The 14,109-nt window shown below is 68.5% G+C and carries 15 protein-coding genes; 10 read left to right on the top strand and 5 right to left on the bottom strand.

The window, feature by feature from the left end:
* Positions 1 to 274: 274 nt before the first annotated feature.
* From SACE_RS24235 to dnaK, 7 genes are all read left to right on the top strand, one after another.
* Complete coding sequence (locus tag SACE_RS24235; RefSeq protein ID WP_009948946.1) at positions 275 to 988, top strand: LuxR C-terminal-related transcriptional regulator; 714 nt, start codon at positions 275 to 277, stop codon at positions 986 to 988.
* 93 nt (positions 989 to 1,081) lie between these two features.
* Positions 1,082 to 2,155 (top strand): hypothetical protein, encoded by a 1,074-nt coding sequence (locus SACE_RS24230; protein WP_231849753.1) that lies wholly within the window; start codon positions 1,082 to 1,084, stop codon positions 2,153 to 2,155.
* Positions 2,156 to 2,191: 36 nt separating this feature from the next.
* The gene (locus SACE_RS24225; RefSeq protein WP_009948948.1) at positions 2,192 to 2,521 is read left to right on the top strand and encodes a hypothetical protein; all 330 of its coding nucleotides are present in this window, start codon (positions 2,192 to 2,194) and stop codon (positions 2,519 to 2,521) included.
* A 277-nt stretch (positions 2,522 to 2,798) separates the two neighbouring features.
* Positions 2,799 to 3,479: a LuxR C-terminal-related transcriptional regulator gene (locus SACE_RS24220; RefSeq protein WP_231849752.1), complete on the top strand. Its 681-nt coding sequence runs from the start codon at positions 2,799 to 2,801 to the stop codon at positions 3,477 to 3,479.
* A 306-nt stretch (positions 3,480 to 3,785) separates the two neighbouring features.
* Entirely contained in the window at positions 3,786 to 4,349 is a 564-nt protein-coding gene (locus tag SACE_RS24215) for a dihydrofolate reductase family protein (RefSeq protein WP_009948950.1), read from the top strand.
* Between the two features lie 545 nt (positions 4,350 to 4,894).
* Positions 4,895 to 5,365: a hypothetical protein gene (locus SACE_RS24210; RefSeq protein ID WP_143538207.1), complete on the top strand. Its 471-nt coding sequence runs from the start codon at positions 4,895 to 4,897 to the stop codon at positions 5,363 to 5,365.
* A gap of 374 nt (positions 5,366 to 5,739) precedes the next feature.
* Complete coding sequence (dnaK, locus tag SACE_RS24205; RefSeq protein WP_011874554.1) at positions 5,740 to 7,587, top strand: molecular chaperone DnaK; 1,848 nt, start codon at positions 5,740 to 5,742, stop codon at positions 7,585 to 7,587.
* A gap of 77 nt (positions 7,588 to 7,664) precedes the next feature.
* Here dnaK and SACE_RS24200 read toward each other — a convergent pair whose 3' ends face one another.
* The 4 genes from SACE_RS24200 to SACE_RS24185 all read right to left on the bottom strand — a co-directional run bounded on the left by SACE_RS24200 (position 7,665) and on the right by SACE_RS24185 (position 9,988).
* A complete protein-coding gene (locus tag SACE_RS24200; RefSeq protein WP_009951422.1) occupies positions 7,665 to 8,006 on the bottom strand; it encodes an NPCBM/NEW2 domain-containing protein in 342 nt (113 codons plus the stop codon).
* A 181-nt stretch (positions 8,007 to 8,187) separates the two neighbouring features.
* Positions 8,188 to 8,994 carry an SAM-dependent methyltransferase gene (locus SACE_RS24195; protein WP_009951423.1) on the bottom strand — a complete coding sequence of 269 codons (807 nt, stop codon included), beginning with the start codon at positions 8,992 to 8,994 and terminating at the stop codon, positions 8,188 to 8,190.
* A 234-nt stretch (positions 8,995 to 9,228) separates the two neighbouring features.
* Positions 9,229 to 9,429: a hypothetical protein gene (locus tag SACE_RS24190; protein ID WP_009951424.1), complete on the bottom strand. Its 201-nt coding sequence runs from the start codon at positions 9,427 to 9,429 to the stop codon at positions 9,229 to 9,231.
* A 133-nt stretch (positions 9,430 to 9,562) separates the two neighbouring features.
* Positions 9,563 to 9,988, bottom strand: a complete 426-nt coding sequence (locus tag SACE_RS24185) for a pyridoxamine 5'-phosphate oxidase family protein (RefSeq protein WP_231849751.1) — start codon at positions 9,986 to 9,988, stop codon at positions 9,563 to 9,565.
* A 170-nt stretch (positions 9,989 to 10,158) separates the two neighbouring features.
* On the opposite strand from SACE_RS24185, the gene SACE_RS24180 reads away from it, so the two are divergent.
* From SACE_RS24180 to SACE_RS24170, 3 genes are all read left to right on the top strand, one after another.
* Positions 10,159 to 10,578 carry an ATP-binding protein gene (locus SACE_RS24180; protein WP_011874552.1) on the top strand — a complete coding sequence of 140 codons (420 nt, stop codon included), beginning with the start codon at positions 10,159 to 10,161 and terminating at the stop codon, positions 10,576 to 10,578.
* Positions 10,579 to 10,928: 350 nt separating this feature from the next.
* On the top strand, positions 10,929 to 11,525 hold the full coding sequence (locus SACE_RS24175) for an anthrone oxygenase family protein (RefSeq protein ID WP_198139947.1): 597 nt from the start codon (positions 10,929 to 10,931) through the stop codon (positions 11,523 to 11,525).
* Between the two features lie 371 nt (positions 11,526 to 11,896).
* On the top strand, positions 11,897 to 12,766 hold the full coding sequence (locus SACE_RS24170) for an AraC family transcriptional regulator (protein ID WP_009951429.1): 870 nt from the start codon (positions 11,897 to 11,899) through the stop codon (positions 12,764 to 12,766).
* A gap of 289 nt (positions 12,767 to 13,055) precedes the next feature.
* Here SACE_RS24170 and SACE_RS24165 read toward each other — a convergent pair whose 3' ends face one another.
* Positions 13,056 to 14,093 (bottom strand): zinc-binding dehydrogenase, encoded by a 1,038-nt coding sequence (locus SACE_RS24165; protein ID WP_331386493.1) that lies wholly within the window; start codon positions 14,091 to 14,093, stop codon positions 13,056 to 13,058.
* Positions 14,094 to 14,109 lie beyond the last annotated feature (16 nt).

The following is a 14,109-nucleotide window of genomic DNA, read 5'->3' as shown; positions in this document are numbered from 1 at the left end:
CTCCGCCGATGCGCCGTAGCCGCTGTGCACCAGCGAAATTCGGATCGTCGGCCCGGTGCGGATGGAGTTCGGGTTGGGAATCCGGTCGTAGTACGCGAGCGGCTTCCACCTGGCGTTGTGCCATTCACCGATCTCCGCGAGCCTGTCGCCCCTGCACCTTGTAGGGCAAGGACCATTGGCCGTGTCGGCGCCGGCTCGTGGCTGGATAGCGTGGAGCAGTGCCGGCGTCGGCTTCGGAGGCTGGGAACGACCGCGCTGAGCGAGGGTGGTTCGCGTGATCGAACTCGTCATCATCGCCGCGACGAGGTTCTACCGCGAGGGCTTGGCCCTCGTCCTCCAGAGCGTCGGCGGCTTCGAGGTGATCTCGACCGGTGCGGGCATCGAGGACATCGCGACCGACCCCGCCACGTCGAACAGGGGAGTGGTCCTGCTCGACGTGACCGGTTCGCAGGACGGGCGCAGCGCCGTGATCTCGTTGCGGACTCGCGATCCCGGGCTCCGGGTCGTCCCGATGAACGTTCCCGAGAAGGAATCCGACATCCTCGCGTATGCCGAGCTGGGCGCCGCGGGATACCTGACACGGGGTCACTCCATCGCCGAGCTGGTTCGCACGGTCCGGAGCGCCGCGGCGGGGGAGTTCCGCTGCTCGCCCTGTGTCGCCGCGGCACTCAGCCCGGGAGCGGCGCAGTCCATCGTGTCAGCGGGGCTTCTGAGCCACCGAGAAGCGGAGATCGCGGAACTGCTGGAACAGGGGTTGTCCAACCAGGAAATCGCCCGGCGGCTGTGCATCGCGTTGGCGACGGTGAAGAACCACGTGCACAACATCCTGGACAAGCTGGGCGTGCGGGGCCGTGCCGAGGCCGCTGCCTGGGCGCGGGTGCAACGGCTGGACCGTTCCGCTCTGCTCCGGACGACGGGCGCCCGGACACCGCCGGCCACCGGGGTCCGTCCGGCAACGGTGCCCGTAGACCGCCAGGTGAACCGGTGAACCCAGGGTGGACCACGAGGTCCATTCCCCTGGCTCCTGCTGACCGGGACCATACGTGTCCATATCGGCGACGCCGGGGTTCTGGAGGCCATCGTGAGCGACCTGGAGGGCCAGCGGGGCAGCCCACCGATGTGGGGCGCTCGCACGTGGCCGTGGGGACAGCGGACCTTGGCGCGCATCGCCGAGCTGCGAGCGCTTCTCGAGTTCGAGTGGAAGCGCGCGGAACGGGACTCCTGCGTCGAAGAGCTCAAGGACAGCGCTCGCGCACATCTGAAAGAGGCCGAGGAAGCTGTCGGCTCCGCGCGGAGGTGGTGGCCGCGCGCCGGCCAGGTGGACAGTGCGCTGGCCAACATGAACTCCGCGCACACCACCATCATGCGGATAGCCCCGCTCGAAGACCTCCGGGGCATGCTTCCCGACCTCGTCGCGCTGGTCGAGGAAAATCTCCTGCTGCACGACCAACGCAGGTCCAAGATCGCGAAATCCATGCGGGACTGGAAGAACGACGGCAACATCTCGCAGCGGCACACGGTGGTCGACGCGGTGCGCGCCGCCTACCGCGTCCAGGAGCGCGAGGTGGTCCGGGTACGGAGCTTCTCCCGCATCGTGTACGGGTGGGCGGCGGGGCTCATGGCGATCAGCATCGCCGTCGCGATGCTGGGCGCGGTCTACGACGACGCGGTTCCGATGTGCTTCCACCCGCTCGGCACGATCGTGTGCCCCACATCGGGCGGGGCTTTCACGGGCGATCTCGACCACGACTACCACCTGGCGACGAGGCCGTGGGACTACGTGGTCGTCGAAACGGCAGGCCTCGTCGCCGCCGCCGTGACCGCCGCCGCCACTCTTCGCCAGATCAGGGGCACCGCGACCGCCTACAACGTGCCCCTGGCGTTGGCGGTCCTCAAGCTGCCGACCGGTGCGTTGACGGCAGTGCTGGGACTGCTTCTCATGCGCGGGGAATTCGTACCCGGGCTCACCGCTCTCGACACGTCGGCGCAGATCGTTGCCTGGGCGATCATCTTCGGCGCCGCGCAGCAGCTGTTCACCCGGTTCGTCGACGAGCGTGGCAACGCCGTCATGCAGGCCGTCGCGGGCCCGGAGAGCCCCCGCCCCCCGACGGCTCAACGTGGGGGGAGCTCGCCGCACGTCCAAGAGGTCGACTAGGCACCACGGGACGCGGGGGACAAGGAGCTCCGTCACGTGAACACCAGGATCTTCCTCGCCGACATGCCCCTGCTCGTGCGCGGGATCATCGAAACGGCTGTTCGACAGCGACCGGATCTGATCGTGGCCGGTGCACTCACGCACGATGTGAACCGGATCGTGGACGCGATCGACACGGCACGAGCAGACATCGTCGTGCTCGAAACCAGCCGGTCAGGCGGCGCCGAAGTGCTCATCCGATTGCTGGAGCGGCGTCCACCGAAACCATTGCTGCTGATAGGCCAGGGCGGCGGCGCGATGTTCCGTTGCCAGCCGCTGGGCGAGCTTTCCCCGCAAGCGCTGCTCGAGTCAGTCGAACAACTGTGACCGACTGTGAGTGGCCGTCACCGCGGGTGTGGCGCGGAGCTGCACCGGTGTGTGCCCCGGCGTAGCATCAGCAGTTGGCGTCCATGTCGGGCTTGGGTGCCGGACTCCGCAGCACTGCCGGTGGTGCGGGGCGTGGCTGCCGTGGGGGACGAATCGGGAGCGCCACGGCGGCGGTGTTCGCGCTTCAGCAGTGCCGACAAGCGTTGTGGGGTCATCGGCGGCCCGATGTAGTTCACTCATGCTTTGCTCGCTGTGGTGGTGCGTCATGGTTGAGGTCGTGGTGATCGCCGAAACCAGGTTCTACCGGGAAGGTTTGGCACTGGCGCTGCATCAGGCCGGGAACTTCGACGTCGTCGCGGCCGCCGCGCCGGCCGCGATCCGGCAGGCGCCGGGGGAGCGCTCCCGGGTCGTCCTGCTCGACGTGGGGCATTCGGCGGACGGCCCCAGCGCTGTCGCCGCTTTGCGAGCAGGGAACCCGCAAATGCGCATAGTTGCCATGGGCGTGTCGGAGGGCGAGGCCGACATCGTCGCCTACGCAGAAGCCGGTGCGGCCGGTTATCTGACCCGTGACAACTCGGTCGCCGAACTGGTCAGCGCGATCGACAGCGCGGCGAAAGGGGAGGTGCGCTGCTCGCCCCGTATCGCGGCGGTGCTGAGCCGCAGGGTCGCCGAGCTCGCCGGCGAGTTGCAGCCCGCCGGCTCGGACCACGGGCTGAGCCGCCGCGAAGTGGAGATCGCGGTCCTGATCGAGCAGGGTCTGTCCAACCAGGAGATCGCGCATCGGCTGTGCATCGCGTTGGCGACGGTGAAGAACCACGTGCACAACATCCTGGAAAAGCTGGGCCTGCACGCGCGTGCGGACGCCGCCGCGTGGACGCGGCGGCAACGACTGGACCACAACGCTTTGGTCGGTCACCTGCCCGACCGGGCCGTCCGGTGGCGCGGCAACCGCGGGTAGCGAGACTCGGGACGATCGGCTGAAACCGCACCCGCCCACCCGCGTCGTGGTCCCGTGCCCGGCCGGTGCACGCACGACCCGTCCACGCGAGAGCGTTCCGGCGGGGCTCCTTTTCGCGATATCAGTGCGGCATCAGCAGTGGCCGTACGATCGCTTGGACCGCCCACGACGATGCGTTTTCGGCTCGCGATCAGTCACTTGCTGTGGCAGAGAAGCCTGCGGAACGAGGGAGGGCCCGATGTCCAGCTCAGTGGTGAGCTTTGTCGCGATCGTCGTCGGTCGCTCTGGTGCGATGAGCTTGAAGCCATGCTGATCTACTCGATGAGCGTGTCGGTGGACGGCTTTATCGCCGACCGCGAGGGCGCGTTCGGGTGGACAGTCCCCGATGAGGAGCAGTTTCGCTTCCACATCGCGCAGACACGCGAGCTCGGCGGCTTTCTGTGCGGCCGCAGGCTTTACGAGACCATGCTGCCGTGGGAGACGGATCCGTCGATGCGCGAGGACGAGCTCGGGGCCGCGTTCGCCGACGTCTGGTGCGCTATCCCGAAGGTCGTCTTCAGCCGCACGCTCGACAGCGTTGAGGGCAACGCGCGGCTCGCCGAGGCGTCGGTGGGCGAGGAGGCCGCTGCGGCGCTCGACGCGACCGACAAGGACGTCTCGATCGGCGGCGCCGGCCTGGCCGCGGCAGCGATCGATCTCGGCCTCGTCGACGAGCTGCGCATGTTCCGCAATCCGGTCGTCGTCGGTGGCGGCACGCCCTTCCTGCCGCCGGTCACCGAACACGTTCGGCTGGACCTGGTCGAGACCAGGACGTTCGGCTCGCGTGTGATCTACGAGCGCTACGGACGCGCCCGCGACGAGTCGGACTGACACCGCCGTCCGAGCCCTCAGCGCCTCGCCGGGCCGGGTATTCGCCGCGCTGGCCGAGCATGCCAGCGTGGAGACGGCCCTGGCCGAGGCTCCCGAACCAACGGGGGCGGCGCGGCTCGTGATTGACACCGTTGCCCGGTCACGCCTGGCCACTACCCACGTCGCCGACCACACCGAACCGTGTCGGCGCTGCGGCAAGCCCACCACCCAGTTCGCACTGCTGGTCACCGCTACGGGGCACACCTTGTGTGGCACGCGTGTGCGGCGACTGCACCGGTCCCCGCCACCGAGTCTCCGACACCTAGCCGGGCGCCCAGCGCCTCTGAAGCGCCATTGCCGAAACGAGGCGGCAGGTGAAGAGAGCAACGTGACCGAATGTGAATGAGTTTCGTCCTAGCGAGCTTCGGTCGGACTTGGAGGCTTTCGATGGTCACGGGCGTACGCCGCGGCTCGTTCCACCGCTGCGGTGAGCGGGTGGACACGATGCCCCGAAAGAGAACGCGGTGGCTGCGACCGCACACGCTCTGGCGCGAGACACTGAAGTGGTGAGTAGCGAGCTGTCCGGGCAGGTTGTTCCTGCAGCGGGGGACTTGGCCGTGGCGGCGTTGCGGTCGGCGACCCAACGTCTCATCGGCACGCGCTGCGCACAGGCCGCCTTGGTGCCTGCGTGGCGTTCCGCTGACTGGCTGACGCTGCGGGTGCTGGGTGATTTCACCTCCGCGACCCAGCGCCAGTGGGCGATGGCGCTGACCGACTACGACGCTGTGCTCACCTCGGGTGACCAGGTGCGCGTGGTCTTGGCCCTGCACGCCCGCGAAGTTCTGCGCGCCTGGCCGGGCCGGTTGACCATCGAGACCATCAGCACGGTGGCCCGTCGCGGTGGCTTGGTCGCCTGCGACTGGCACGACGGCTGGGGTCGCTGCTCGCTGACCGACACCGGGCGAGCGGTGTTCGCCGCGATCGAGGCTCCCCTGCCCGGTACCCACACCACCACGACTCCGGCCGCCCATTCGTAACGGCCTGCGTACCGGAGTTCGAACAACCGCAGGGTAGGCGCTTCGAACGTTAGTTCGCCTCCTGTCCGGTGGCCGCCACACTGCCGTTGCTGGAGCACGGTGTGGTCGGCCGTGATCGGATCTGCCTGGGCGTCGTCCTGCTTGCAGGGCTCTGTCGGCTTCGCGTTCCACTTGCGCATGCGCAACTCGCGCCTTTTCGTTGGCAGGTGCCGGGTCAACGGCTCCTGAAGGCTTGGAGTGGTAGGCGGCCGGCCGGGAGGGGGCACTGGCGCCTTTCCGGACGTAGGCGAAGGCGCTGATCGGACGATGCGGGTATAAAGGTTATTGAGCCTTGATGACTCAAGTCGGTTCTCTGCGTCGATGGGGAGGACGTCATGGGACGGGCGGTAGGTATCGATCTGGGCACCACGAACTCCGTCGTGTCCGTGCTGGAAGCGGGCGAGCCCACGGTGATCGCCAACTCCGAGGGCTCGCGGACCACGCCATCGGTGGTGGCCTTCGCGAAGAACGGCGACCTGCTGGTCGGTCAGCCGGCGAAGAACCAGGCCGTGACCAACGTGGATCGCACGATCCGGTCGGTCAAGCGGCACATGGGCACCGACTGGAAGACCACGATCGACGACAAGGTCTACACGGCGCAGGAGATCAGCGCTCGGGTGCTGATGAAGCTCAAGCGCGACGCCGAGTCGTACCTGGGCGAGGAGGTCACCGACGCGGTGGTGACGGTGCCCGCCTACTTCGAGGACGCTCAGCGCCAGGCCACCAAGGAGGCCGGTCAGATCGCGGGCCTGAACGTGCTGCGGATCATCAACGAGCCCACCGCGGCGGCGCTGGCCTATGGTCTGGACAAGGGCGAGAAGGAGCAGACCATCCTGGTCTTCGATCTCGGTGGCGGAACCTTCGACGTCTCGCTGCTGGAAGTCGGCGAGGGCATGGTGGAGGTCAAGGCGACCAGCGGTGACAACCACCTCGGTGGTGACGACTGGGACGAACGCATCGTCGAGTGGCTGGTGGAGAAGTTCCGCGCCTCGCACGGCATCGACCTGACCAAGGACCGGATGGCCCTGCAGCGGGTGCGGGAGGCCGCGGAGAAGGCGAAGGTCGAGCTGTCGGCATCCTCGCAGACCAGCATCAACCTGCCCTACATCACCGTGGACGCGGACAAGAACCCGCTGTTCCTGGACCAGACGCTGTCGCGCGCCGAGTTCCAGCGGATCACCTCGGACCTGCTGGAGCGCTGCCGCAAGCCGTTCAACAACGCGATCCGGGACGCCGGGATCAAGGTCGGCGACATCAACCACGTGGTTCTGGTCGGCGGCGCGACGCGGATGCCCGCGGTCAACGATCTGGTCACCGAACTCACCGGCGGCAAGCAGCCGAACAAGGGCGTCAACCCCGACGAGGTCGTCGCGGTGGGTGCGGCGCTGCAGGCGGGTGTGCTGCGCGGTGAGGTCAAGGACGTCCTGCTGCTGGACGTCACGCCGCTGTCGTTGGGCATCGAGACCAAGGGCGGCATCATGACCAAGCTGATCGAGCGCAACACCACCATCCCCACCAAGCGCTCGGAGACGTTCACCACCGCCGACGACAACCAGCCGTCGGTGCAGATCCAGGTGTTCCAGGGCGAGCGCGAGATCGCCGTGCACAACAAGAAGCTGGGCAGCTTCGACCTCGCCGGCATCCCTCCTGCGCCGCGCGGCGTGCCGCAGATCGAGGTCTCCTTCGACATCGACGCCAACGGCATCGTGCACGTCAACGCCAAGGACCTGGGCACCGGCAAGGAGCAGTCCATCAAGATCAGTGGCGGTTCGGCGCTGCCCAAGGACGACATCGACCGCATGGTCAAGGACGCCGAGGCCCACGCCGAGGAGGACCGCAAGCGCCGCGAGGACGCCGAGACGCGCAACCAGGCCGAAACCCTGGCGTACCAGACGGACAAGCAGCTCACCGACAATGCCGACAAGATCCCGGCGGAGACGCGGGACAAGGTGCGGGCTGCCATCAACGAGGCCAACGAGGCCCTCAAGGGCGACGACATGGACCGCATCCGCTCGGCACGAGACCGCCTGATCACCGAGGCCCAGGCCATCGGGCAGGCGCTCTACACCCACCAGTCCGCAACCGGGACCAACGACGCCGGCGGCGAGACCGGTTCGGCGACCTCTGCCGACGCGGACGGCGTGGTGGACGCCGAGATCATCGACGACGACAACACGAAGTAGAGGTAGGGCACCACCGGCACCGCGCCGGCGCGATGGGCCATCGCCCGAATCGTGAAAGGCCCCTCAGCCGGTGCCGGTCAGGGGGCCCAGTCGGCGTGGTCCGCGTACTGTCCGTCGCCGCCGTCGGTGACGACCAGGTGGAGCAGACGCACGCCGGTGATGTCGAGTCCGAGGGGCTGAGCCGGTTGGCCGGCGGTGAGCGGGCCGGTGTCATGCACCAGTTGCCCGTCCGCGTACACCTGGAACGTGACGCTGCCGCCGCCGGCTTCGTCGTCGACTCCCACCGCGGTGTCGAATCGGGTGCAGGTGCCTGCGGGGTAGGCGCGCAGGTGGCTTGGCGCGTGGGTGCCGAAACCGTGCTGGTAGCCCTGCCCGGCGATGGTGAGCTGACCACCGTCCGTCAGGGCCTTCCCCGCCAACGGCGGTGTTCAGGCCGACCGGCCCCCACCCGTTGACCTGGATCACCGGCAGCCGCGATAGCGCCACGGCGTTCGGTTGTGCGGGTGGCTGCGGTGTTTGCTGCCCGGTGGTCGCGGGCTCACGGACCCGAGGCCAGAGCACGAACTGGAAAGACCCAGCCACGCGCCCCTCGCGACCGCGTCATCGCCTGCGCCCCACCCCCGCGTAGATCTGCGAGCCGCCGGGTTCGTCGGCCTGCTCCGCGTGGTCCGGGCGCCACTGCGCGGTGCCCACCACGCCGGGCTCGACCAGTTCGAAACCGGTGAACAGCTCGTGGATCTCCGCGCGCGTACGAGGGTGGATCGGGTCCGTGCTGCGCTTCATCACCTCGACCACCTCGGCCATCTCGTTCGGGCTGATGTCGGCGGTGAAGTGCGACAGCGCCAGGTAGCTGCCGGGGGCCAGCGCGTCCCGGTAGTGCGCGATGATCGCCGGCGCGTTCTTGTCGTGTGACACGAAGTGGAACACGCCGGCCATGATCAGGCCGATCGGCTGGGAGAAGTCCAGCAGCCGCCGGGTTTCCGGGTGCCGCAGGATCGTGTCGGGTTCCCTCATGTCGGCCTGGATGACCGTGGCGTTGTCGTTGCCCTCCAACAGCAACTGGCTGTGCGCGACGGCGACGGGCTCGTAGTCGACGTAGACCACCCGAGCCCGCGGCTCGACGTCCTGCGCGATCTCGTGCACGTTGCCCACCGTGGGGATGCCCGAACCGACGTCGAGGAACTGACGCACGCCCTGCTGCGACAAGAACACCACGGCGCGGCGCAGGAAGGCCCGGTTCGCCCTCGCGACGTCGCGAGCACTGGGCAGCGCGGTCAAGAACTTTTCGGCTAACGCCCGGTCCGCGGCGAAGTTGTGCGCTCCGCAGAGCAGGTAGTCGTAGAGCCGCGCCGCACTCGGGACCTCCTTGTCGACGTGGTCCGGTACCCATGTAGCCCGTTCGGTCACGGTTGCCCCTCGAAAGACTGGTGCCAGTGGGTGTCGGCAATGCTACGGGGGGTGCAAGCCGGGCACCAGGAGTACCTGGACGCGGCACAAGTGCGATTGACCCTGCTCAACCGCAACCCGCCGGGCACTCCCGACCGAGGTGTGAGCATCAGCAGTCGCCCTCCGCCCGCGTTCAGGTGCACGACGCGGTGCAGCCCGCACGGGTGGCGAGACATCGTGGAGGTTGACGGCCGGTCAGGTGTATCCGGGCGGTACCGAATCCGGCTCCCGGAGATGCTCGCTCAGACGCCGCAGTACGCCGTCGAGGTCCTGCAGGCGGCTTCGGAGCTGGTCGGCGTGCTCGGGATCAGGGTCGTTGTCCAGCGCCAGCGCTACCTCGTCGCGCAGGGCCAGCAGCCGGGCACGGCGCTCGCGGTAGGGGTCAGTGGTGGGCATTGGGACCTGCCGCCGCGGGGAGTTCGGGCGCGCTCGACGCTGGACCGCAATGTCTCGATGAGGTCGACAGCTTCGGTCTCGCGCGGCGGTGGGATGCCGGGTTCGAGGGCGCCGCTGCCTCATGCGTCACCGGCTATACCCGCCAGGTCGCGCGGCCCGCCATTCCGTAGTGCTTGAGCGCGAGCGCGCGTTCGGGCCGCACGGCCACGAAGCAGGCCTCCGGCGACTCGGGGCCACCGGGTGCGAAGTCGTCGAGGTTGTAGCTGAACACACCGGTCCAGAGCCGTCGCTTGGTGTCGATGTCGGTGTGCACGGTCGCCGTGCCCCAGATCTCGACGCCGTCACCGCTCTCGTCGACCTGCCAGTGCAGGGCGACGTTCGGGTTGTGGTCGATGTTGCGGACTTTCACGGAGTTGCTGCCGGTCGAGATCCACAGCGTGTCCTCCTGCCACGCCGGCCAGACGGGCACGACGTCGGGTTTGCCGTCACGCCCGACGGTGGCGATGTGAGCCCAGTGCGACAGGCGCGCGGTCTCCGCCTTCACCTCGTCAAGTTCCACCGTCTCCTCCACGTGGTTTACGCGGCGGACCTCGCCCGCGGCGAACCCAGGTGACCAGCGCCCAACGTAACGCCGCCGTGCGGTCAACGCTCGCCGAGTCGCCGACTCGTCGGACGGGTCCTGTCCAGCGGACAATGCTCCTGAGGGAAGCCGAGCACGGTTGGTTCGCGATGCCTGAGCTCGTCGTCATGGTCGGACCGCAGGGGTGCGGGAAAACGACCCGGGTCGAACGGCACCTGGCCCGCACACATGCGGTCGTCAGCAAGGACCACTGGCCCAACGCGCGCCACCGTGAGCAGCGACAGCAGCGCGTGGTGCGGGAGCTGTTGTCGGAAGGACGCAGCATCGTCGTCGACAACACGAACCCGTCCACGGCCGATCGCGCACCGCTGGTCGAGCTGGCCCGGGAGTACGGCGTCCCGGTCCGCGCCATGTACTTCGATGTGCCGCTGGAGACGTGTCTCGCCCGCAACGCCGAGCGGCAGGGGCGCGCCCGAGTTCCCGAGAAGGCGGTGGCGGCGACTCGCAGGCTCTTGGCCCCGCCCTCGACAGCGGAAGGCTTCGCCCGAGTGGATGTGATCGGTGTCTGATGGACCGCTGCGTGGGCCGCAACGGCGGGAATCGCTCAGCGATTGCGCCGGGTCACGACCACCCTGCCGTGGCGAGTTCGAGCAACTCCTGCAACCGCAGCCCGGCGCGTTGAGGCTCGCGGACCTGCCGCTGCGGACTGCCGAGGCGGACTGCCGGCGCAGCACGGGCCAGCACTGCTGGTGGTCGATGTCGGCGGTGTCGTAGCGCAGCGACCCCCGGGGCCGAACAGTTCGACGACGGCGTGCGGGCGTTGCAGCATGAGCGATCTGGGTGTCCCGGCCGTGCCGGAAACTCGTTCGGGCAGATCAGTCGTGGCGTCGTGCGGCAGCCTGCCGTGGGCACTGCGATGATGAGCACCAACGCTCTTGCCTCTGAGAACATCGGCCCGGTGGGGCCGACGGTACTGGGCCGTGACAGTGTCGGGGTGCTGTTCATGCAACCAGAGCACGGGATGGGTGAGCTGGGTCGTTGGATGACGGTGGTTGCCGGCGTGGGCGCCGGCGTCAACGCGGGGGTGTTCTTCGCGTTCTCCGCCGTCATCATGCCCGGTTTGCATGAACTACCGGCCGCTGTGGCGATCCCTGCCATGCAGGCGTTCAATCGCGCCGCGGTCACCGCGCCGTTCATGTTGGTGCTGCTCGGTACCGCCATGCTGTGCGTGGTGGTGATCATCCGAGGATTCATGAGGTGGAGCACGGCTTCGGGCTGGTGGATGCTCGGCGGTGCCGTGGTCTATCTGCTCGCGGCGATCGTGATCACCGGGGTGTGCAGCGTTCCGATCAACGACGCGATCGATGCGCTCACCCCGTTCAGCAGCGGCGCGGTCGCGAGATGGGGTGACCTTTCCACTCAGTGGCTCTGGTGGAACCACCTGCGAGCGCTCGGCTCGATCGGCGCTGCCGCTGCGCTCGCGATCGCGATCGCGTTGCGCCCGTCCGGACGGTAGTGCGATGCCGGGCCTGCCGTGCACGGGCAACCGCGCGACCGATGCCTGACAACTCGCGGATTCTCATCAGGCTACGAGCGGGACACCACGATCGCCCTCGCCGAACAGCGCCGGGACGAGGCTGGCGCATACCTCGTCCCCCAGGCCGAGATCGAGTGCCTGGTGGGTGACGTTGTCGCTGGCGATCGTGACGATTGTTTCCGGCGATCTCGCGTGCCTTGGCGATCGCCGCTGGTACTCAGTCGACGAAGGTCGTCGGCGGCCATCAGCGCGCGTCAGTCCAACGGCGGGATCGGATGATCGGATCGGACCGCAATGGTCGGGCACGGCAGGGCTGGCTTCGGCCAGGGTTGATGTCGAAGGGAGCCCTGATGATCTCGGCGCTGAACCGGCTCGTTGATCTTGTCGAGGAACATCTCGCAGAGGAGTTCGACGTCGACGCAGCCGCCAGGTCGCTCGGCACGACCGAGTACCACCTGCGCCGGATGTTCTCGTCGTTGGCCGGCATGCCGTTGTCGGAATACGTGCGCCGACGCCGCATGACCGTCGCCGCCGCCGACCTCGTCCGGGACGAGGACGATCTGCTCAGCATCGCCGTCCGGTACGGATACGGTTCGACGGAGGCGTTCGGGCGGGCGTTCCGGGCAGTCCACGGCGCCCGCCCCAGCGACGTCCGCCGGGACGGAGGCCCCCTTCGCACACAACCGCAGATCAGGTTCCGCCTGACCGTCGAAGGGAGCATTCCCATGGACACCCGCATCGTCGAGCGCCCCGCCTTCCGGCTCGTCGGACACGCAGCCCGGGTTCCGCTGATCCACCGGGGCATAAACCCGCACATCCAACGGCACATCGCCGCACTGGCGCAGGAGGAACATGCGCGGCTGAAGGCCCTCGGGGACACCGAGCCGGGCGGCCTGCTGCAAGTCTGCGACGACCTCGACCCCGACGGCACCGAGGGCAGCGAACTGACCTACCTGCACGGGGTCGCTGTCTCCCAGGCCACCCCGGCCCCCGGGGACCTCGACGCGATCGAGGTGCCGGCCGGTAGGTGGGCGGTCTTCCACACCGCCGGACCGCATCCTCAGACCCTACAGGAGGCCTGGGCTGCGACCGCGACCGAGTGGTTTCCCTCCAACCCGTGGCGTCTGCGGCCGGGGCCCTCGATCGTTGCGGTCCTCGACCGCGCGGATGACTTCAGCACCGCGACCTGCGAGCTGTGGCTGCCCATCGAACCGGCGTGACGGACCCAGCGGAAAGCTCAACAGCATCAAGGCTCCGGCCCGCCCCCCGTTGGGAGGCGGGCCGGTGCCGCTGAAACATTGACGACGCCACCGGCGGACCACCTGCCCGTCGTCGCGACGATCGACACCAGCCTGCTCTCGACGCCGTAGCCAAGTCGGATGCAGGCCCGCTGTCTACGCAGCGCGGGGTCGGGTCGTTCCGATCCGGCACGGGAGAGCATCCGCGTGGAGCGGGACCCGACCGTGCCGGTGATGGTGGATCTGCGGCTGGCTGTGCGGGGCGACGCGCTCAGACGAGGAGGAGCGACTTGCCGAGCGTGGCGCGTTCGGCAAGTGATGTGTGGGCATCCCTGGCTCGTGCCAGTGGGTAGGTCGCGCCGATGACCGCGCGGATTCGACGCTCGGCGGTCAGCGTGAGCGCCTCGGTGAGCAGTTCTCGCACGGTGGTCTGGTCGGGGGGACCGGCTTCCAAGGAGTTGGTGACCGTGACCTGACGCTGCTCGGCCACCCGCGCATCGATGTCGGCGAACCCGCCGTTGGAGGTGCCGTAGGTGACGAACCGTCCGCCCTCGGCCACCGTGTCGAACACCGCCTTGCCGAGTTCTCCTCCCGCGCCGTCGAATGCCAGGTCGACCCCCGCGCCGCCCACAGCGTCGCGGACCCGGTGCTGCCAACCGTCTTCCGAGTAGTCGACCACGACCTCCGCGCCCAACTCGCGAGCCAGCGCCAGCTTGCGCTCGCCTCGCGCTGCCGCGACCACCCGCGCGCCGGCGTTGCGCGCCAGTTGCACCAGCAGCGAGCCCGCGCCACCGGTCGCCGCCGCGACCAGCACCCACTCGCCCGTGGCGATCTTTCCCTCCCGCGCGAGCTTCAGAGCCGTGACCCCGTCGTGCAGCATGGCCGCCGCCTGAGTGGAGTCCACCCCGTCGGGCACCTCCACGACTTCCTCCATGCCGGCGACGACACGCTCCGCGTACCCACCGGACCCCCGGACGAGGACGTGGCGCCCGACCCAGGCCGGATCGACCCCCTCGCCCACAGACAGCACCCGGCCCGCACCACCTCCGCCAGGCACATACGGAAGCTCGGTGGGAAAGAACTCTCCACCCCACCCACCACGCAACAACGTGTCGAGGTAGATGACATCAGCGACGGCCAACCCCACCACGACCTGCCCCGGACCAGCGACCGGATCGGGAACTTCCTCGGGCACCAGCACCTCGGGCCCACCGAACTCACGCACCCGGATCACGCGCATCGTCACACCACATCCCAGATTCGATCGAACTTGGCGCCACCGTAAAAGCTCAAGCAAGGTCGAGGTCAAGGCGCTTCCGCCGGAA

The sequence above is a fragment of the Saccharopolyspora erythraea NRRL 2338 genome (assembly GCF_000062885.1).
Lineage (GTDB): Bacteria > Actinomycetota > Actinomycetes > Mycobacteriales > Pseudonocardiaceae > Saccharopolyspora_D > Saccharopolyspora_D erythraea.
This window is presented reverse-complemented; position numbering and strand designations above follow the sequence as displayed.